Source organism: Pseudomonas sp. BR20, from assembly GCF_050780135.1.
GTDB lineage: Bacteria > Pseudomonadota > Gammaproteobacteria > Pseudomonadales > Pseudomonadaceae > Aquipseudomonas.
The window spans coordinates 3,366,999-3,386,983 of the sequence record NZ_CP172012.1 but is presented as its reverse complement, the minus strand read 5'-3'; the positions used below and the strand labels follow the sequence as shown (position 1 = coordinate 3,386,983).

19 protein-coding genes and 1 pseudogene are annotated in these 19,985 nt (G+C 60.6%); 12 read left to right on the top strand and 8 right to left on the bottom strand.

The features are described from left to right. Positions 1 to 13 precede the first annotated feature (13 nt). Positions 14 to 1,474 (top strand): xylulokinase, encoded by a 1,461-nt coding sequence (gene xylB / locus ACHPFG_RS15630; protein ID WP_431699696.1) that lies wholly within the window; start codon positions 14 to 16, stop codon positions 1,472 to 1,474. 82 nt (positions 1,475 to 1,556) lie between these two features. Here xylB and ACHPFG_RS15625 read toward each other — a convergent pair whose 3' ends face one another. Continuing rightward, entirely contained in the window at positions 1,557 to 2,000 is a 444-nt protein-coding gene (locus tag ACHPFG_RS15625) for an Lrp/AsnC family transcriptional regulator (RefSeq protein WP_053130035.1), read from the bottom strand. 109 nt (positions 2,001 to 2,109) lie between these two features. On the opposite strand from ACHPFG_RS15625, the gene ACHPFG_RS15620 reads away from it, so the two are divergent. Beyond that, positions 2,110 to 3,012 (top strand): DMT family transporter, encoded by a 903-nt coding sequence (locus ACHPFG_RS15620; RefSeq protein ID WP_431699695.1) that lies wholly within the window; start codon positions 2,110 to 2,112, stop codon positions 3,010 to 3,012. Here ACHPFG_RS15620 and ACHPFG_RS15615 read toward each other — a convergent pair. Both ACHPFG_RS15615 and ACHPFG_RS15610 read right to left on the bottom strand, forming a co-directional pair. Continuing rightward, positions 2,990 to 4,969, bottom strand: a complete 1,980-nt coding sequence (locus tag ACHPFG_RS15615) for a DUF3656 domain-containing U32 family peptidase (RefSeq protein ID WP_131696347.1) — start codon at positions 4,967 to 4,969, stop codon at positions 2,990 to 2,992. The two genes, ACHPFG_RS15620 and ACHPFG_RS15615, sit on opposite strands and share 23 nt — an antisense overlap. A gap of 70 nt (positions 4,970 to 5,039) precedes the next feature. Next, positions 5,040 to 5,420: a RidA family protein gene (locus ACHPFG_RS15610; RefSeq protein WP_167655367.1), complete on the bottom strand. Its 381-nt coding sequence runs from the start codon at positions 5,418 to 5,420 to the stop codon at positions 5,040 to 5,042. Positions 5,421 to 5,634: 214 nt separating this feature from the next. Here ACHPFG_RS15610 and ACHPFG_RS15605 point away from each other — a divergent pair. Continuing rightward, positions 5,635 to 6,402 (top strand): annotated as a pseudogene (locus tag ACHPFG_RS15605) (PAS domain-containing protein); the annotation flags it as partial. Positions 6,403 to 6,405: 3 nt separating this feature from the next. After that, entirely contained in the window at positions 6,406 to 6,990 is a 585-nt protein-coding gene (locus ACHPFG_RS15600) for a methyl-accepting chemotaxis protein (RefSeq protein ID WP_431703480.1), read from the top strand. Positions 6,991 to 7,039: 49 nt separating this feature from the next. Here ACHPFG_RS15600 and ACHPFG_RS15595 read toward each other — a convergent pair whose 3' ends face one another. The 3 genes from ACHPFG_RS15595 to ACHPFG_RS15585 form a co-directional block, all read right to left on the bottom strand. Next, complete coding sequence (locus ACHPFG_RS15595) at positions 7,040 to 8,362, bottom strand: OprD family porin (protein ID WP_431699694.1); 1,323 nt, start codon at positions 8,360 to 8,362, stop codon at positions 7,040 to 7,042. 400 nt (positions 8,363 to 8,762) lie between these two features. Next, complete coding sequence (locus ACHPFG_RS15590) at positions 8,763 to 9,632, bottom strand: isocitrate lyase/PEP mutase family protein (protein ID WP_131696344.1); 870 nt, start codon at positions 9,630 to 9,632, stop codon at positions 8,763 to 8,765. Positions 9,633 to 9,785: 153 nt separating this feature from the next. Continuing rightward, positions 9,786 to 9,935, bottom strand: coding sequence for a hypothetical protein (locus ACHPFG_RS15585; RefSeq protein ID WP_431699693.1), 150 nt, complete (start codon positions 9,933 to 9,935; stop codon positions 9,786 to 9,788). A 186-nt stretch (positions 9,936 to 10,121) separates the two neighbouring features. Between ACHPFG_RS15585 and ACHPFG_RS15580 the strand changes: the two genes are divergently transcribed. Further along, on the top strand, positions 10,122 to 11,036 hold the full coding sequence (locus tag ACHPFG_RS15580; RefSeq protein ID WP_431699692.1) for a universal stress protein: 915 nt from the start codon (positions 10,122 to 10,124) through the stop codon (positions 11,034 to 11,036). Between the two features lie 200 nt (positions 11,037 to 11,236). Then, on the top strand, positions 11,237 to 11,917 hold the full coding sequence (locus ACHPFG_RS15575) for a BON domain-containing protein (RefSeq protein ID WP_431699691.1): 681 nt from the start codon (positions 11,237 to 11,239) through the stop codon (positions 11,915 to 11,917). Here the strand turns inward: ACHPFG_RS15575 and ACHPFG_RS15570 are convergent. Further along, complete coding sequence (locus tag ACHPFG_RS15570; protein WP_431699690.1) at positions 11,889 to 12,578, bottom strand: response regulator transcription factor; 690 nt, start codon at positions 12,576 to 12,578, stop codon at positions 11,889 to 11,891. The genes ACHPFG_RS15575 and ACHPFG_RS15570 overlap by 29 nt on opposite strands. 266 nt (positions 12,579 to 12,844) lie before the next feature. Here ACHPFG_RS15570 and ACHPFG_RS15565 point away from each other — a divergent pair, with 266 nt between their 5' ends. The 5 genes from ACHPFG_RS15565 (at position 12,845) to adhP (ending at position 18,290) form a co-directional block, all read left to right on the top strand. Further along, complete coding sequence (locus ACHPFG_RS15565; RefSeq protein WP_431699689.1) at positions 12,845 to 14,227, top strand: NAD-dependent succinate-semialdehyde dehydrogenase; 1,383 nt, start codon at positions 12,845 to 12,847, stop codon at positions 14,225 to 14,227. Between the two features lie 63 nt (positions 14,228 to 14,290). Continuing rightward, a complete protein-coding gene (locus tag ACHPFG_RS15560) occupies positions 14,291 to 15,406 on the top strand; it encodes an NAD(P) transhydrogenase subunit alpha (RefSeq protein ID WP_431699688.1) in 1,116 nt (371 codons plus the stop codon). Next, positions 15,403 to 15,744, top strand: coding sequence for an NAD(P) transhydrogenase subunit alpha (locus ACHPFG_RS15555; protein WP_090404200.1), 342 nt, complete (start codon positions 15,403 to 15,405; stop codon positions 15,742 to 15,744). The genes ACHPFG_RS15560 and ACHPFG_RS15555 overlap by 4 nt, the downstream gene beginning before the upstream one ends. Positions 15,745 to 15,753: 9 nt before the next feature. Beyond that, positions 15,754 to 17,190 carry an NAD(P)(+) transhydrogenase (Re/Si-specific) subunit beta gene (locus ACHPFG_RS15550; protein WP_431699687.1) on the top strand — a complete coding sequence of 479 codons (1,437 nt, stop codon included), beginning with the start codon at positions 15,754 to 15,756 and terminating at the stop codon, positions 17,188 to 17,190. Positions 17,191 to 17,255: 65 nt separating this feature from the next. Continuing rightward, positions 17,256 to 18,290, top strand: a complete 1,035-nt coding sequence (gene adhP / locus ACHPFG_RS15545) for an alcohol dehydrogenase AdhP (RefSeq protein ID WP_431703479.1) — start codon at positions 17,256 to 17,258, stop codon at positions 18,288 to 18,290. A gap of 126 nt (positions 18,291 to 18,416) precedes the next feature. Here adhP and ACHPFG_RS15540 read toward each other — a convergent pair whose 3' ends face one another. Further along, on the bottom strand, positions 18,417 to 19,046 hold the full coding sequence (locus ACHPFG_RS15540) for a TetR/AcrR family transcriptional regulator (RefSeq protein ID WP_431699685.1): 630 nt from the start codon (positions 19,044 to 19,046) through the stop codon (positions 18,417 to 18,419). Between the two features lie 98 nt (positions 19,047 to 19,144). Between ACHPFG_RS15540 and ACHPFG_RS15535 the strand changes: the two genes are divergently transcribed. Continuing rightward, positions 19,145 to 19,873: a nitroreductase family protein gene (locus ACHPFG_RS15535; protein WP_431699684.1), complete on the top strand. Its 729-nt coding sequence runs from the start codon at positions 19,145 to 19,147 to the stop codon at positions 19,871 to 19,873. Positions 19,874 to 19,985 lie beyond the last annotated feature (112 nt).

Genomic DNA, 19,985 nt, shown 5'->3' with positions numbered 1-19,985 from the left:
GAATAACACACGCATGAACAGTCCTGTTTCCCTGGGCATTGACCTGGGCACGTCGGAACTCAAAGCCATCCTGATGGACGCCACGGGCGCGGTGCTGGCCCATGCCGGCGTGCGCTTGAGCGTGTCGCGCCGGCACAGCGGCTGGTCTGAACAGGCACCGGAAGACTGGTGGCAAGCCTGCTTGCAGGCGTTGGCGCAACTGCGCAGACACGAGGCGTTTACCCGCGTGGCCTGTATCGGCCTGTCGGGGCAGATGCACGGCGCGGTGCTGCTGGGCGCGGACAACCGCGTGTTGTACCCGGCGATCCTCTGGGACGACTCTCGTGCGGTGGCCGAAGCCGAACAACTGGGTCCCGGCTTCGCCGACGTCACCGGCAGCCTGCCCATGGCCGGGCTGACCGCGCCGAAACTGCTGTGGTTGCAACAGCATGAACCCGAGGTGTTCCAGGCGATTGATTGCGTGCTGTCGCCCAAGGATTACCTGCGTTTGCGTTTGAGTGGCGAGCGCATCAGCGAGATGTCCGACGCGGCGGGTACGTTGTGGCTGGATGTGGCGCGGCGGGAATGGTTTACCCCGATGGTTCGCGCCACCGGCCTTACACCTGAGCAATTGCCCAGGCTGGTGGAAGGTGGTGTGGCGAGCGCTTTGTTGACGGCCACGGGACTGGGCTTATCAGCTGACGTGGTAATTGCCGGCGGTGGCGGGGACAACCCTGTGGCAGCGGTCGGCATCGGCGCGGTCAACGCCGGTGATGGGTTCATCACCCTGGGGACCAGCGCTGCCATCGTCGCCATCACCGACCATGCGGCGGGTAACCCGGCCAGTGCGGTACACAGCTTCTGCCATGCTCTGCCCAACCGCTGGTACACCATGGGCGCCATGCTCGCCGGCGCCAGTTGTTTGCGCTGGGTCACCCGGCTGACGGGCATGGCGGATGAACAAACGTTGCTGGAGCAGGTGCAGGCGCAATTGCCGATCGAGCAGTGCGTGCCTTCGGGGACGCCGCTGTTTCTGCCATACCTGGCCGGCGAGCGCACACCCCACAACGATCCGTTGCTGCGTGGCGGCTTCATGAACCTGGGCCACGACTGCACACCGGCGATGCTCGGTTACGCGGTGATGGAAGGGGTGGGTTTCGGTTTGCTCGATGCATTGCGCGCGGTGCAATCGACCGGCGCCGACGTTACCGCTTTTGCTCTGGTGGGTGGCGGTGCGCGCAGTGAGTACTGGGCCCAGTTGCTGGCGAATATCCTTCAGCGGGAAATCTTCACCTTGCAGGGCAGTGAATTGAGCGCATGCATTGGCGCGGCGAAGCTGGGGTTTGTGGCGATGGGGCAGGGTGCGCAGTTGCTGGCGGCGGGGATGCCGGTCAAGGCCCGGTACCAGCCTGACCTGACGCAGCAGCCAGTGTTGGAGGCGCGTTATCGCAAGTTTCAAAGTCTGCTGCCTGCCGCAAAGGCCCTTCACGACTAGGCTTCTGTGGCAAGCGGGCCTGTTCTGATGGGCAGGCTCGCCACAACAAGCGCGCTCGTCCCAGGAATCGGTTTGTTACGGTTCAGTCGTTGGTCAACGGCGGCAAACGCCGCTTTACCGGGGTTTTCTTGACGATGGCGGTGTTGGTTTCGGCATAGGCGTTGATCCGATCCAGCAGGCTGTCGAGATGGTCCATGGTGCGCACGTGCAGGCGCGCGATGAAGCAGTCTTCGCCGGTGACCTTGTCGCATTCGGTGAACTCCGGGATCGCCTGGATCTGGCGCTCCACCTCTTGCAATTTGCCCGGCAGGGGGCGGATGCGCACGATGGCTTGCAGCAGGTAGCCGAAGTGCTTGGGGTCGATGTCGACGGTGTAGTGGGTCAGCACGCCGCGTTCTTCCAGGCGGCGCAGGCGTTCGCCGACGCTGGGCGAGGACAGCCCGGTGATGCCCGCCAGGGCCTTGAGGGACAACCGCGAGTCATCCATCAAGGCGGCGATGAGTTGCTGGTCGATGGTGTCGATCATGGTGTTCGCCTAATAAGAAAAGGTGTGTTCGGGGTTTTGCCTTTTTTAGTCGCTGGAGTCGCTCACAAGCAGATTGCCATAATTGAGCCTCACTTGAGGAGCATCAATCATGGATTCATCCATCCGTCGCGGTTCGTGGGAAATGATCGCCGCCATGCTGATCTCGGGCACCATCGGCTGGTTTGTGCTGGTGTCTGGCGTGTCGGTGATCGAAGTGGTGTTCTGGCGCTGCGTAATCGGTGGGCTGACCTTATTGCTGGTGTGCGCGCTGCTGGGTTACCTGCGGCTGGACCTGCTCAGTTGGACCAAGCTCGGCCTGGCGATGCTCAGTGGCGTGGCGATTGTCGGCAATTGGTTGCTGCTGTTCGAATCCTACTCACGTGCATCGATCGCCATCAGCACCGCGGTATACAACGTGCAGCCGTTCATGTTGGTGATGCTCGCGGCGCTGTTCCTCGGGGAAAAGATCACCGTGCAGAAACTGGCGTGGTTGAGCGTGGCGTTCCTGGGAATGCTGGCGATTGTCACCGCCCATGGTAATCAGCCAACCGGCGACGATTACCTGACGGGCATCGCCTTGGCGCTGGGCGCGGCATTGCTGTACGCGATTGCCGCACTGATCATCAAGCGTTTGAAGGACGTACCGCCGCATTTGATGGCGTTGATCCAGGTGACGACGGGCGCACTACTACTGGCGCCGCTGGTGCCTTGGCATAGCTTGCCGGTCACCACCAACGCCTGGGCGGCACTGGCGACGCTCGGCGTGGTACACACCGGTTTGATGTATGTGTTGCTGTATGGCGCGATCCAGAAACTGCCCACCGCCATCACCGGCGCACTGTCGTTTATCTACCCGATTGCGGCGATCTTCGTCGATTGGATTGCCTTCGGGCATCGCCTGGGCTGGCTGCAATGGCTGGGGGTGGCGGCAATTCTGCTGGCAGCGGCGGGGTTACAGCGGGGCTGGTGGTGGCCCCGCTCCCACAGGGTCAGTGCGTGCCCTGATAGATGAGATTTTCCGGGTTGAAATGCTCCACGACACTGCCCGGTTGCGGCAGCCCAAGGATATGCCCCTTGATTTTGCCTACCACATGCATCTCGCAGGGTTTGCAGTCGAACTTCAGAGTCAGCACTTCGTCGCCATGAATCAACTGCATCGGCGCAACCTTGGTTTTCACGCCCGTGACACCTTTGGCCTGTTTAGGGCACAGGTTGAACGAGAAACGCAGGCAGTGCTTGGTGATCATCACCGGCACTTCGCCGGTTTCTTCATGGGCTTCAAAGGCCGCGTCGATCAGCTTCACGCCGTGACGGTGATAGAAGTCGCGGGCTTTCTGGTTGTAGACGTTGGCCAGGAACGACAGGTGCGCTTCCGGGTACACCGGCGGCGGCGTTGTCTCGGCCTTGCGCCCGCCACGTGGGTGTGCGGCAACACGGGCGGCGGTCAACGCTTCGATCACTTCGCGGCGCAAGGCCTTGAGCTGTGAGTTGGGAATGAAGAACGCCTGCGGTGCATCCAGTTCGATACGGGTAGCGTGATACTCGGTGGTACCGAGCTGGCCAAGCAGGTCGCGCAGGGTGTCCAGCGCCTGTTCCGGCTTGTTGGCCACGCCAAACGGGCCGGGCAGGGTAACGCTGGCGTGGATGCCTTCTTCGCTGGTGGCGGTGACTTCCAACTGCTCTTCACGCAAACGTGCGACCCATGACAGGCCGATACGGCGTTCGGCCGAGGTCTTGAGCAACGCCTGCTGCCAGTTGTGGTCGAGGTTGCGGTTCAGCGGGTGGTTGGGGCGCAACTGATGCAGGCCGGCCGGCATCTCATTCGGCTCGACGCGGTAGCGGTAGCGCTTCTCGCCGTCTTCCTCGAACTCGCCCTTGGGCTCGGCGATGTTGGCGCGGAAACCCACCACTTCGCGCTTGACCAGCACATTGAGGCCGTCGCCGTTGGACAGCGGCTCATGGGTGATCACTTGCAGGTCACGCTTACCGGCTTTTTCCACCACACCCACCGGCAGGCCGGTGAAGGTCGGGGTATCGAAGGCGCCGATGTCGATCTTGCGGTCACTGACAAAGTAGTCGGTGCTGCCACGGTGGAAGGTTTTTTCCGGGTCGGGCAGGAAGAAGTGCGCGGTACGGCCGCTGGACGCGCGGGCCAGGTCCGGACGGTCTTCGAGGATCTCGTCAAGACGCTGGCGATAATAGGCCGTGATGTTCTTCACATAGCCCATGTCCTTGTAGCGGCCCTCGATCTTGAACGAACGCACGCCGGCTTCGACCAGGGCGCGCAGGTTGGCGCTCTGGTTGTTGTCTTTCATCGACAGCAGGTGTTTTTCAAAGGCCACGACACGGCCCTGGTCGTCTTTCAAGGTGTAGGGCAGGCGGCAGGCCTGGGAGCAGTCGCCACGGTTGGCGCTGCGGCCATTTTGCGCGTGGGAGATATTGCACTGCCCGGAGAACGCTACGCACAGGGCGCCGTGGATAAAGAACTCGATGGCGGCATCGGTTTCGCCGGCGATGGCGCTGATTTCCTGCAGGTTCAGCTCACGGGCCAGGACCAACTGCGAGAAACCGGCCTGGTCGAGGAACTTGGCGCGGCCCAGGGTACGAATATCGGTCTGGGTACTGGCGTGCAGCTCGATGGGCGGAATATCCAGCTCCATCACGCCCAGGTCCTGCACGATCAGCGCGTCGACACCGGCGTCGTAGAGCTGATGGATCAGCTTGCGTGCGGGTTCCAGCTCATTGTCATGCAGGATGGTGTTGAGGGTCGTGAAGACGCGGGCGTGGTAACGGCGGGCGAATTCCACCAGTTGAGCGATATCGCTCACCTCGTTGCACGCGTTATGGCGCGCGCCGAAGCTCGGGCCGCCAATGTAGATGGCGTCGGCGCCATGCAGGATGGCCTCGCGCGCGATGGCGACATCGCGGGCAGGGCTGAGCAATTCCAGGTGATGCTTGGGCAAGGACATAGTTTTTTTAGTCAGGCTTGTCACGGTTGAGGCGGGCATTGTAGCCGTGAATTGCCTGACCGGCATCAACTCAGGCCTTGGCGGCCATCGCGGTGACTTCCACGCGCATGCCGTCTACCGCCAGTGCTGCCACGCCAACCGCCGCGCGCACGGGCCAGGGCTTGGCGAAGAAGCGTTTGTAGACCTCATTGAAGGCGGCTCGGTCGGCCATATCGGTCAGATAAATGGTCAGGTGCATGACCCGGTCCATGGAGCTGCCGGCTTTTTCCAACGCCACTTTCAGCGCTTGCAGCGTGCATTCGCTTTGCAGGGTGATATCGCCCAGTTCCAGGCTGCCGTCGGCGCGGGTCGGGATCTGGGTGGAGACCAGGATGCCGTTGAAGCCGACGACATCGGAGGAAATCGAGTCTGCATCCGGGTCGGGGGTGTAGGACAGGTCGTGGTTGGTCATCGGTGCGCCTCTTGTCGGCTGGAACAGGAAGGCGCCATGGTCCTTGAAAATAGCAACAGGGGCAAATGAGAGGCCCCCCCGAAACACCGGGAATCCCCATGTTTCGCACAACATCTTGACGTCAAAAAATAAACAACCAAACCACGTAAAGTCCCGTATTCCGCGGCCGATAGCGATGTTAGAGATAGATTTTCCGCACGACTGAGGGCGCGTCATGTTCAATACAACACTCAAAACCGAACTGGCGGCCAGGACGGCCGAAGTCACCGAGTACAAAGGACTGATCAGCGCCCTGGAACGCTCCATGGCCGTGGTCGAATTCGACCTCAACGGCAAGGTACTGCGCGCCAACGACAACTTCCTGAAGACCCTGGGTTATACCCGCGACCAACTGGCGAGCAAATCCCACCGGGACTTTTGCTTGCCGGCGCTGACCAACAGCCCGGCCTACAGCCAGTTCTGGGGTGAGCTTAAGGCCGGTAAGTTTGTGTCGGGCACCTTCAAGCGGGTGGATGCCCACGGCAAGACCATCTGGCTGGAGGCCAGCTACAACCCGGTGCTGGATGAACGTGGCCAAGTGCTGAAAGTCGTCAAGTACGCCCTGGATGTCACCACCAAAGTCGAACAGGAGGCCGCGACCCGCAGCAAACTGGCCGCAGTGGACCGGGCGATGGCAGTGATCGAGTTCGACCTGAACGGTCAGGTACTGGACGCCAACGAAAACTTTCTGCACGTCATGGGTTACACGCTGGCCGAAATCAAAGGCAAGCACCATCGCCTGTTTTGCGAGCCCAGCCTGATCAACAGCAACGAGTACACCGACTTCTGGCGACGCTTGAACAACGGTGAGTTTTTCACCGGGCAATTCAAGCGTCTCGGCAAGCATGGCCGTGTCGCGTGGCTGGAGGCCAGTTATAACCCGGTCTATGACGGCGAGGGCACGCTGATCAAGATCGTCAAGTTTGCCAGTGACATCACTGAACGCGTGGAGAAGTTCGAGGAAGACTCACGCGGTGCCTCCCGGGCCTACCATATTTCCTCCGAGACCGAGCGGTTTGCCGAACATGGCACCCAGGTAATTCATGAAACCGCCGCCGAAATGCGCCGGATCGCCGAGAACATCGGCGCATCGGCGCGTCTGGTCGGGCAATTGGGTGAGCGCTCCGAGCAAATTACCGCGATCGTCAATACCATTCGAGGCATCGCCGACCAGACCAACCTGTTGGCCCTCAACGCGGCCATCGAGGCTGCCCGTGCGGGCGACCAAGGGCGTGGTTTTGCCGTGGTGGCCGATGAGGTCAGGCAGTTGGCGGGACGTACCAGCCGCTCTACCGCGGAAATCGCCGAGATGATTGGCATGATCCTGTCGGAAACCCGCGACGCGGTGGCCAGCATGAGCTCCACCCAGGAGGGCGCGCAACGCGGCGTGAACCTGGCCGACCAGGCGGGTTCGGTGATCCTGCAGATTCGCACCAGCACCAGTGACGCAGTGCAGGCCGTGAGTATGTTTGCGTCGAAACTCGATGAGTCGGATGTCATTCCCAAGACGGCCGTCGGCTGGGTGGGCTGATCGCGTTTTAGGTGCGGAGAGGGAGCAACTCCCTCTCCACACGGCCTCCTTACAGCAAGGTGAACGGGTAGTCGACGATCACCCGCAGCTCATTCAAGTCGCCATCGCGCTGGTCGGCGTTGGACGACACGATGGCATCACGCACGCGCAACGACAGGTTTTTCGCCAAGCCACTCTGGATCACGTACTTGGCCTCCACGTCCGTCTCGTGGTGGGCGCCGTCGGCACCGTAATCGCCGGCATAGGCGCTGTTGACCGGGGTGTGGGTGCCGTTGATGTCCGAACCGTTGATATAACGGCTCATGAAACTCAACCCCGGCACGCCATAGCTGGCCATGTTCAAGTCATAACGAATCCCCCACGACTGCTCGCCCGGGCCGTTGAAGTCGCCCCACTGTACCGAGTTAGCCAGGAACACCGAATCGCCGCCTTCTCCCGCGCCGTTGTTACCGGTGCCGATGTAGTCAAAGGGCGTGTCGCCATGCACCTTCTGGAACGACAGCGTCAGCGTGTGCGCCTGCAGGAACGAATAGGCCGCTGCCACCGAGTAGGTGGTGTTGTTGATCGCGCCGGCCTTGGCGCTGCCGGTGTCGAGGGTGCGGTACAGGTTGCCGTCCAGGGTCAGGGATTGGTCATGGGGCAGGGCGATGACGTCGTTGAGGTTGGTGTAGTACTGGCGCCAGATGTCTTCCAGTTCGCCGGCATACAACGTCGCGCTCAGTGATGGGGTGAAGGTGTATTTGCCGCCGACAAAACTCGCGCTGTTGGCCGCCACGTTGGCGTAGGTGGCGTAGATATCGTGGTCATGGTTGCTGGTCATGCCGCTGTTGGTACTGGTGAAGTGCCCGGCTTCCAGGTCCAGTCCGCTGATTTCGCTGCTGGTGAGATCAAAACCGGTGGCGGTCTGCGGTAGCAGGCGGGTGCCGCCGGTGGCGAAGACCGGCGCGGTAGGCTGCATGTCACCGAACTTCAACTGGGTCTTGGAAATTTTGAGCTTCACCGCGGCACCGACGGAACCGTAGGCGTTCTCGGGATCGCCGTGCCGGTCGGTCGGCAGGTCGCCGGTGCCGGCGTCCGCGTGGGTGGCGTCGAGTTTCAGCGCGCCGTAGGCGTAGGCATCCACGCCAAAGCCGAGGGTGCCCTGGGTGAAGCCCGAGGCGTAGTTGAGCATGGCGCCTTGGGCCCAGTCACGGTTATCCGCCTTGCCGCTCGCACGATCGCGGTCGAAGTAATAGTTGCGCAACAAGCCGGTGACGCTGCTGCCGTCGATAAAACCCTTGGAGTCGGCCTGGTCCGTGACGGACTCGGCAAACGCCACGGGGCTGATACTGGCGCACACCGCCAACGCCAACAGGCGCCACTGTTTAATCATGTTATTAACTTCCCCGGAATAATGAATGCGCACAGAAACGCCGCACTGTTTGGCAGGCGTGCACGCTTGGATGGGCAGAGTTTTAAAGTGAGGCGTTACGGTTTCTTATTGTCTTCGGCGGGTTTGTCGAAGCTGACTCCAGGCAGAGTTTGCGCGGCCTGCAGCCCTGCTGGGGATGAAACTCGATTAATAAAGCTTCACGATTTTTAATCGGGCAGGGGAGTAGCGTGGGGTCTGTCTTAGCCGCTCTGCTTCGACAAAATCCTTTGGTTGCCGCCGCAGATAGTGCGGCGGATTTTTTTCGTGGGCGGTGTTTCAGTCAGCGGCGTAGTTGAACGCTTACAAGGGCGGAGCGAGCGGTGAATCCAGGGGCGGGAGGAGGGATTCACCGCTGATGACGCTACTCTTTTACATCCATGAACTCTTCAGCCCAAGCCACGTAGCTCTCTGGCAGCGTGTAGGTATGGGTCAGTTCGGTAGCGCTGAGGTTCGATGTGCTGTGGGTCAACTGGCGCTGGGCACGCAGGCTGTCGTAGGTGGCCTTGATCGCCGCAAAATATGCGCCATGGCCGGCAACTACCACGCGCACGCCGAGGCTGGCCAGGCGTTGGGCGTCATGGAGCTTGGGGTTGCCGTAGGTCACCAGCATCAGCGGTACCGTGAGGTTTTCGGCGATCTGTTCCAGATGCTCGAAGTCGCTGACGCCGACCATGCAAATCCCATCGGCGCCGGCCTGCTGATAGGCCAGGGTGCGTTCGATAACCGCTTCGGTCGGCAACACACCGGCGTTGGTGCGGGCGATGATCGCCAGTTCCGGATCTACACGGGCCTCCAGGGCGGCGCGGACCTTGCCGATACCTTCCTCGATGGAGATCAGGTCGGTGGATTTACGCCCGAATTGCGCGGGCAGCAGCGTGTCTTCGATGGTGAGCGCGGCGACGCCGGCGCGTTCGAGTTCTTCGACGGTACGCATCACGTTAAGGGCGTTGCCGTAGCCGTGGTCGGCGTCTGCGATGAAAGGCAACTGGGCGACGCGGCCAATCCTTGTTGCCTGTTCGACGAACTCACTCAGCGTGATCAACGCAAAATCGGGCGCAGCCAGAACCTGCAGCGAGGCGACGGAACCGCCCAGGATGCCCACCTCGAAACCCAGGTCAGCGGCGATACGTGCAGACATTGGGTCGAATACGGAGGCGGTTTCAACGCACACAGGCGTTGCAAGCAGTTCACGGAAGTTGCGGCGCAGGGCTGAGTGGGACTTTTTTGGCATGATCTTTCCTGGTTGGGGCCATTGTCGACTGACGATCAATGCCTATTCATAGTCGCAGCAGATTAACACGCCGCAAAAAAGAGGATTATGACGTTTGAGCATGGGGTATGCGTGTAACACATACCCCAGGCCATGGTGCGAGGTGACCCTCGTTCAATCGGCAGGTCGGTTGAGCAAACTGAAACGGCAGGTACCGCCGCCGAGTCGTTTGGCCTGGTACATCGCATTGTCCGCCCGCTCCAGCAGTTGCTCGACGTTCTGACCAACCCCGGGATATAACAGGTGCTGCTCATATTCGATCATGTTCCCTCCGCCGGCGCTGGTGAGGCTGTAAACCTTGATTCAGGCTGGGCGCAAGGCTCCGGTGGGCTGTTGACGAAAATCAACTTTTGTTGGCTCAAGCTGATAAAGATCAACTAGCCGCCGCTGTGCACGGCTCAATCTGGAGGCCCATTCACGGATTGAGATGGCCACGTGCCGAGGTGCCCCATGTTGCAGACTCCGCGTTTACTGTTGATTGCCCCTTCCACCATGACCCGCACGCCGGCGTTTGAGCGTGCCGCTGCGTTGGCACACGCGATGCAACTGCCGCTGCACATCGTCGCGTTTAATTATTTGCAGGCCCTGGCCATCGCCGGCCTGTTCGCGCCGGACCAGATCGATCGCGCGCGGGAAGGGTACCTGGACACCCATCGACACTGGCTCACCGCACAGGCCGACTCGATGAGCAAGCACGGGCTGGCGGTCACCAGCGAGGTAGTGTGGGTACATCACCCCTTTGAGGAAATCCTGCATTTCGTCAACGAGATGTCGCTGGCCCTGATTATCAAGGATGCCGAGGACGTACCGGCGTTGAAACGGGTGTTCTTCACGCCCCTGGACTGGCAGTTGCTGCGCGATTGCCCTGTGCCGGTGCACCTGGTGACCGAGGCACGGCATCCGCTGCCGCGCAAGGTGTTGGCGATCGTCGATGTGTTGCGCAGCGAGGAGCAGGACCTGGTGTTCAATGACCAGATTGTCGAGGCCGCAACCAAGCTGGCCTCCCAGTGCAATGCACAACTGGAACTACTGCATGTGTACGACTGGGCGGCGGTGTATGCCAAAGACATGGGGTATGGCGCTGTACCCCTGGTTTCCGGGCTCTACGAGGCGCTGAACGAAGCGCAGCATGAGGCATTCGCCGGTTTGGCGGAGCGCCAGGGGATTGCCGTCGAACAACGGCATTTTATCGAAGGGGTGCCGCTGTGGAATATCTGCAACTTTGCGCATGACCATCAGATCGACGTCATCGTCATGGGCACCGTGCGGCACGCCGGGTTGAACAAGCTGCTGGGCACCACCGCCGAAAGCCTCTTGCACAATGCGCCCTGCAGTATGTGGGCAATCAAACCCCCGCGTGGTTGAAGCCGGCCGGCAGCCATGAGAGGACCTTGGGCTGCAGGTGGCAGCAACACCGAACGCGCCCTGTATTTGGTTCCTGGCAGCATTTTGGCGATCCGGCAGGCCATTGACCTCGGGATAAGTATTTTCCGACCTGCTGGAGCGTGTCACAACCAGATACGCTTTGGCTGATCGAGATGTTTGGAATACAGGTGGAGCATTTTATGAATACCGATGAAACGCTTAGACAACGGGTGATGGAAGAACTGAATTGGGACCTGGCATTGAAAGCCGACCAGATTCTGGTTCAAGTGTCCGACGGCATCGTGACGCTCTCCGGTAACGTCGCCAGCCATGCCGAGCGTTGGCACGCCGAGCAGGCGGTGGCCCATGTCGCCGGCGTGGTGGACCTGATCAACGAAATCGATGTCTTGCTGCCCTCCAGCCATGTTCGCACCGACAGTGATCTTATGGCGGCTGCGGTGGCGGGATTGCAATCGAACACCTCACTGGCAGACCACCGTGTCAAAGTCAGCGTGAAGGACGGTTGGCTGGAACTCAGTGGCGAAGTTGACTCCGACCATCAGCGCCAGACAGCCGGCTATGCCATGCGGTATTTGCAGGGCATCAAGGGGGTCAGCAACGACATCGTCGTCAAGTCCCATGCCTCTGCACACACCATCAAGACCGACATCGAGTCCGCGTTTCGACGCAAGGCCATCATCGATGCCCATGGTATCGATGTGCGAGTGGAGGGTGGTGACGTCACGTTAAACGGCATTGTCGGGTCGCTGCCTGAACGGGAGATGGCGCGCTTGACGGCCTCCGGCACTGCCGGAGTGCTTAAAGTGATCGATAATCTGGTGGTGGCCCCCGCTAGCCAAACGCGCAGTGATTCGGCCTGACGTCGCCGGCTGCAAGGGCAATGCGCGCGAGCTCTGGAATCGACCTGGCGTGAGTCCTGCTCATGATCGACGCTCTGTGCTTTTCCACCGTTCGCTGGCTGATGCCCAAGTCAACCGCGATATTTTTGCTGGGATGACCGTCCAGGACCATTCCCAGGATCTGGCGCTGGCGCGCTGTCAGGTGATTGATATGGTCGATGGCGGCCCTGCGTAACGCCTTGTCGCCCTTCTTTTGGGTTTGACCGGCCAAGGCGGTTGCCACGCTGGTCATCAGTTGCCGATAAGCAACCGGCTTTTCAATGAAATCGCACACTCCGGCCCTCATCGCTGCAATGACATCGGGCACACGGCTGTTGCCACTGATCATGAGAATCGGCAGATCGTCACCTTGCGCCCGGAGACGGCCAACCAGCTCAATTGCGCTGGTGCCAGGAAGGCAGCTATCAATGATCAGGCAGCCCTGCGGCTCGCCGGTGTAGCTGTCGAGAAACTCTTCAGCACTTGCGTACTGCCGCACCCCATAACCTTCGCAGGCTAATGCAGCGCCCAGGTGGCGGCGCAACACCGCATCCTCGTCCACTACGTGAACGATCGAGTCGCTCATCTGATCAACTCCGTGCAACTGCTCATCGCCATGCGACATGGATTGGTTCACTTGCATGATTCACCCTCCCGACAAGATGTGATTTCCCAGTACCTCCGGCCCCATCCTAGGCCGTTTGCCAGGCGTATTAATTGATCTATGTAAGTATTTTCCGAATTTCAGGGCGCCTTGCGCTGCACGATGAACGCCTGAGGCATGAGTAGATTCCGACGCTGGTCACCTGCCCGAATTAAGCCCAACGTAATCCTGGTTTTGAAGGGGCGCTGCGGCTCAATACTGTCCGTCCGCGTTGAATGACTCACTCTCATTGGAAGGCAACCGTGATGGCTTATACGACGATCAATCCATACAACGGCGAGTTGCTCGCACAATTCGATACCCTGACGGCTGAGCAGCTGGAGCACAAACTGGCCACGGCGGCGCAATGCTACGGAACGTGGAAGACCAAGACGTATGCCGAGCGTGCGACGATCATCGCGAAGGCCGGCGAATTGATGCATCAGCGCTGCGATGCGCTGGCCCGCAAGATCACCCTGGAAATGGGCAAGCGCATTAACGAGGCCAGGGGTGAGGTCAAGTTCAGCGCCGACATCATGGCGTATTACGCTAACAACGCCGAACGCTTCCTGGCCCCGCAGTCCCTTGAGCCGACGCAGGGAGACGCGCACATGGAAAGCAGTCCCATCGGCGTGGTGTTTGGCGTCGAACCGTGGAACTTTCCGTTCTATCAGTTGGCTCGGGTTGCAGGCCCACACTTGATGGCAGGCAACGTGCTGGTGATCAAACATGCCGGTTGTGTGCCTCAATGTGCGATCGCCTTTGAGCAAATCCTGCTCGAAGCCGGTGCGCCCGCCGGGCTTTATACCAACCTGCTGATTTCCCATGATCAATCCAGGCAGGTGGTGGATGACCCGCGTGTGCGCGGGGTGGCCCTGACCGGCAGCGTTGCCGCCGGCCGCAGCCTGGCCGCGTGGGCGGGGCAGAACCTGAAACCTTCCTCGATGGAGCTGGGGGGCAGCGATGCCTTCATCGTGCTGGAAGACGCTGACCTGGACCTGGCGATCAAGTGGGCGATTTGGGGGCGCATGTATAACTGCGGGCAAACATGCTGCGCGGCCAAACGCTTTATCGTTGTCGAGTCATTGGCCGATGCCTTCCTGGACGGATTCAAGGCTGGGCTTGCGGCCTTGAAGCCCGGTGACCCTATGGAGGAAACCACCACCCTGGGCCCGCTGTCCTCGGAGACCGCGTTATTGCAATTACTCGGTCAGGTCCAGACGGCAACGGCTCACGGTGCCCGCGTGGTGCTGGGGGGCGGGCGCATCGATCGCGCCGGTGCGTTCATGACCCCGACCATCCTGACTGATATTGCGCCTGACAACCCGGCTTTCCGCGACGAGTTCTTCGGCCCCGTGGCGCTGTTTTTCCGGGTCAAGGACGAAGAGGCCGCAATCACATTGGCCAACGATTCCGACTTTGGCCTGGGCGGCTCGGTGTTTACCCGCGACGTCGAGCGGGGGCGGCGTGTGGCAAGTCGCATCGAGACCGGCATGATGTTCATCAACAACATCAGTTGGAGCGACGCCGAACTGCCCTTTGGCGGTATCAAGGATTCCGGCTACGGCCGCGAGCTGGGCGACATGGGCATCCAACAGTTCGTCAACAAAAAACTCGTGCGTTACGTGAAGGCTCAGGCTCCGGTCTGACACCTGATCCCGTACACATCCCAAGTGCCCGTGCAGACGCGGGCATCTTCAAAGGAGCGCGCGATGTACGTCAATGTGGCTGTGATGAAGGAAACCCACGCGCACGAGCGGCGAGTGGCGCTGGTGCCGGCCCTGTGTGCGAAGTTGTCTGCCTTGGGCGCAAAACTGCATATGCAAGCGGGGGCGGGCGAGGCCAGTTTTCTGCCTGACGCCGCTTACCCGGATACGGTATTTGTGTCCGGCAACGGACACTGGCTGCACGAGGCCGATGTAGTACTGGCCGTGCAGCCGCCGTCCCTGGAGGTGGTCGGCAAGATGAAACCGGGCTCGGTGCTCATGTGCTTTGTGTATGCACAGAAGAACCCGGCCCTGGTGGAGCGCTTGCTGGAGCGCCACGTCACGTGTTTTGCGATGGAGCGCCTGCCGCGCACCACGCGCGCCCAGTCGATGGATGCGCTCTCCAGTCAATCGGCGCTGTCCGGCTACTACGCCGTGCAACTGGGCTCGGTGCACATGTCTCGCATCCTGCCGAAGGTCACCACCGCCGCAGGCATTGTCGGGCCTGCGCGGGTGTTGGTCATGGGGTTGGGTGTGGCGGGGCTGGAAGCCATCGCGACCGCGCACCGGCTGGGCGCGGTGGTCGAGGGGTACGATGTGCGCCCGGAAACCGCTGAACAGGCCAGGTCCCTGGGCGCGACTTTTGTCGATGTGGGGGTCGATGCGCGCGGCAAAGGCGGGTATGCGCGGGAGTTGAACGACGCAGAGAAAGATCAGGTGGCGAAGGTGCTCACCGAGCACCTTCAACAGGCGGACCTGGTCGTCACTACTGCGGCGGTGCCGGGCCGGCCGTCACCGCGCCTGGTCAGCGCCGCACAGCTTGCGGGGATGAAACCTGGCGCCGTGATTGTCGACCTGGGCGCCGAAGGCGGTGGTAATTGCGAAGGCTGCGTCCCCGGGCAGACGGTCATGATCGGCCAGGTCACGCTGTTGGCGCCGTTGAACCTGCCCTCATTCTTGAGCCAGGACGCCAGCCTGCTGTATGCGAAAAACCAGTTCAACCTGTTGGCGCTGATCTTGAAAAACAACGTCATCAGCATCGATTGGGACGATCAGATCCTCGCACAAACGGCACTCACCCACGCCGGTAAGCTGGTGCCTGCCTTGGAGACGGCTTCATGAACAGCGTCGGTTTGCTCGGACTTTATATCTTCATGCTCGCCGCGTTTGCCGGCTGGGTCATCATCGGCCGGGTTCCGGCGATTCTGCACACACCGTTGATGTCAGGCTCGAATTTCATCCACGGCATTGTGGTGATCGGCGGTCTGATCGGGCTACTCGATGCGGCTACGGTGCCCGAGCAGGTGGCGGGGTTTGTCGCGGTGTTGCTGGGGGCGGGGAATGCGGCGGGCGGGTATGCCGTCACGGGCCGGATGCTCGCGATGTTCCAACCCAGCGCGCCAGAACCCAAACGGCGTAAAGCCCATCACTCCACCACCAGAAAGCCTGAGAAGGCCTGAGGTTCCATCATGCTGATCATGACATCGCAATGGCTGATAGGGCTGGTGTATGTGCTCGCGGCTTTTTTGTTGATCTTTGGGTTGTGGCGGATGTCTTCGCCCGTGACTGCGTCCGGCGGCATTCACGTCGCCGGGTGGGGAATGGGCGCGGCGGTCATCGTGAGCTTTCTGTACATCTTGACTGTGAGTGAGGCGGCAAAACCGCACCTGCCGGTCAACGTCAGCCTGGCGCTGCTGGCCTTGTTGCTGGGCGGTGGTGCCGCTTGGTGGAGCGGGCGTAAAGCGGCCATGACCGCCATGCCGCAGATGGTCGCGTTGTACAACGGCATGGGCGGTGGTGCCGCCGCCGCGATTGCCGCCATGGAGCTGTTCGGCGGACGGGTGGTCGAACTGACGGCACTGGCCGGCACCTTGTTGGGCGCGTTAATCGGCGCGGTGTCGTTATCGGGCTCCTTGATTGCCTGGGCCAAATTGGACGGGCGCCTGAACAAACCCTTGCGCCTGAACGGCCTGCAACTGATCAACGCGTTGCTGATGCTGGTGACCCTCGGTGCCGGAGCCTGGCTAATGATCGCCCTGCATGCGGCAGACGGCGCATCAGGTCAGCTGCTGGGGTTGATCGCGGTGTTTTTCGGCTGTGCGTTGCTGTTCGGCGTGTTGATGACGTTGCCCATCGGCGGTGCCGACATGCCCGTGGTGATCTCCATCTATAACGCCTTCACCGGCCTGGCCGTCGGCCTTGAGGGTTTTGTGTTGCAGGTTCCGGCCATGATGATTGCCGGCATGCTGGTGGGGGCCGCAGGGGTGCTGCTGACCCTGCTGATGGCCAAAGCCATGAATCGCTCGGTGGCCCATGTGCTGTTCGCGCGTTTCGGCGACCAGCCCACACGCAAAGGGGCTGCGATCATCGGTGAACTCAAGCCGAGCGCCGCGAGTGATGCGGGCGTGGCCATGCGTTATGCCAATACCGTCATCATCGTGCCGGGTTATGGCCTGGCCGTCGCACAGGGCCAGCAAAAGCTCTATGAATTCGTCAAGTTGTTGCAGGCGCACGGCGTGCTGGTGCGCTTCGCGGTGCATCCGGTGGCGGGGCGTATGCCGGGGCAGATGGACGTGTTACTGGCAGAGGCGGGAGTGCCCTACGACCTGATTTTCCAGTTGGACGACATCAACACCGACTTCCCCAGCACGGATATGGTGCTGGTGATCGGTGCCAACGATGTGGTGAACCCGGCCGCGCGCACGGACAAAGCGTCACCGATCTATGGCATGCCGATCCTGGATGTCGATAAGGCGCATCATGTGTATGTGGTCAAGCGCGGGGAGGGCAAGGGTTATGCCGGTATCCAGAACCAACTGTTCTACGCTGAGAACTGCAACATGGTGTACGGCGATGCGCAGGCTGTCCTGGTCAAAATGATCGAGGCCGTCAGGGGATTGGGTTAATGGATTTTCCAGATTGGCCAGGCATCCGCCCGGCCAGCGAACACCATCTGCAAGAGGGACGCGTGATGAACAACAAAATGTTGGCCGCCGTGGTCGAGGCGTTTGGACAACCCTTGGTGATGCGTCACCTGGACATCCCGGTACCGGGGCCAGGGATGATCCTGATTAAAGTGGAAGCCTGCGGGGTGTGCCACACCGACCTGCATGCGGCGAAGGGCGATTGGCCGCTCAAGCCCACGCTGCCGTTTACCCCTGGGCACGAAGGAATCGGCATCGTCGTGGCATTGGGCGAGGGCGTCACTGCCGTACAGAAGGGCGAACGCGTCGGCGTGCCGTGGCTTTACTCGGCCTGCGGTCATTGCGAATACTGCCTGCAAGCCTGGGAGACCGTTTGCGCCAAGGCGGAGTTTGGTGGCTACACACGCAACGGCGGCTTTGCCGAGTACATCCTGGCCGACCCTGAATATGTCGCACACATCCCCGCCGGCCTGGCGCCGTGCGAGGCGGCACCGATCATTTGCGCGGGGGTGACGACCTACAAAGGCATCAAGGAAGCGGATGTGCGGCCCGGCCAGTGGATCGTCATTTCCGGAATTGGCGGTTTGGGCCATCTGGCGGTGCAGTATGCCAAGGCCATGGGGCTGCGGGTGTGTGCCGTGGACATCGACGAGCGAAAGCTGGCCCATGCGACTCAGCTGGGTGCAGACGCCGTTGTGAACGCCAAAGGCGCAGACCCGGTGGCCGCTGTGATAGCCGCGACCCAGGGTGGCGGCCATGGCGTGCTGATTACCGCGCCGTCGCTCGGCGCGTTCAAGCAGGGGGTTGCGATGACCCGCAAACTGGGCACCTGCGTACTGGTGGGCCTGCCGCCTGGCGAATTCCCCATGGCGTTGTTCGAGGTGGTGGCCAACTGCATTACCGTGCGAGGCTCGTTTGTGGGCAATCGTCAGGACATGGCCGAGGCCCTGGCATTTGCCGCTGAGGGCAAGGTCAAGGCCGATATTGAGTTGCAACCCTTGTCGGCCATTAACCAAGTGTTCGAGCGCCTTGAACATGGTGATGTACCTTCTCGGGTAGTGATTGATTTCAGTGCCGATTGAGACGTGGATACCCATGAGTACGGTTGGCAATCCCGCCGCGCTTAAAGGCAAAGCGAGGCAACTGCCTGCCGTGCTCCATCGACGCTACGACTGATTTGAGCGCCGGATCGGGCGGGCTTGATTTTATCAAGTGCCGTCTGCCGCTTGTCTGTAGAGATAGTTTTCAAGCAGGGTGACAACCTCAGTAATAAAGCGCTGATCCCCCAGTAATTGTGGCCGATCAGCCGTCACGGTATGGATGATCGCATGCGCAGCGATGCCCATCAGATAGATCGAAAGATCCGGATCGGGAACATTCTTCATGAAAGGTCTCAGGACGTCTGAAAACTGTCGCTGCATATGATCTTTTTCATGTTCTTCCTGGCGAACGGTGCGGGGCAGCTCTTCATGAATCGCCTTATGAAGCGCAGGCGCGATGCGATGCTCCGCGACGATCATTTCCACGATCATTGTGAGCGCCTCTCGAAGAGACGGTTGTCCTGGCAAAACTTCCAACGCATTAAGCAAATCGGTTCGCGTTGCAGCGGCATGACGTCGCTGTAACTCTGCGATAACCGCCTCTTTGTTCGGAAAAAACTGATAGAGCGAACCAATATTGACGCCCGCGCGCTCTGCAATTGCATTGGTCGTCAGGCCTTCCCAGCCGACCTTGGTCAAAATGTAAGTCGCCGCTTGGATAATCGCTTCGACAGTTGCGCGGGAGCGTGCCTGGGCCGGGATTTTACGGGGGGTTACGGTCGTTCGGCTTTTGCTCATGGGAAGCTCCAGAACGCGAGTTTTTAAAATATAAGCTTTAACTTACGATTTGAGTTGAGGAAACACAACGTTCTTAACCCACCGAGAGCAACTCAATCATGAATACACATCACCCGGTACTTCCTTGGGACGGCTTTCAAGCAGCGAACCGTTTCCGCAGGGCCATTCGTAAATTCAACTCGACGACGATTCCCGAAGGTGACGTGTATGCATTGCTTGCTGAAGCTGCTTTTGCACCTTCCAGCGGGAACATGCAGCCGTACGAGCTGCATTGGATTCGAGAGCCGGCCTTGAAAGCTAAGGTCGCTGCGGCCTGCAATGGGCAGAAAGCGGCGGCGACAGCGGCAGACTTTGTTGTCGTAGTGGCCAGCCCCGCGATGGGCCTGCGAACCGCCAAAGCACAACTCGCTCATGTAGAAAGCTCGGCGACACTGGGCCCCGACTCGAAGGCTTACTATCGCAAGCAAGTAGGCATGTTCCAGAAAATCCTGGGCATCGGATCTTCGGCATTCTGGTCACCGCTGGTGTCTCTTGCCGCACTTATCCGCCCCACCTTATCGCTGATCCCTATTGGGCACACCGGCGGTCGTCAATGGGCAGCACGCAATGCGATCTTCGCTGCTCAAACAATCATGCTTGGCGCGGCGGCCAAAGGCATCGACTCCTGCCCGATGGAAGGGTTTTCCGCGTCGCAGGTCGCCAAACTTCTCGATCTCCCACGGGGGGCGGTGATTCCTCTCGTGATCGCCCTTGGGTATCGCGCGGATGATGCACGGATCGAAGAGAGGTGGCGCTACCCGATCTCCGACATTGTGGTTTCGCACTAGGGCTTATTGGGAGGCTGGCGAAGCTTTTCACTGTCGCAGTGAGGCACACCAAAAACGCCGGGGCTGCTTTGACGGTAAAGAATAAGTTGCTGCCGCGCACGATGAATCGACT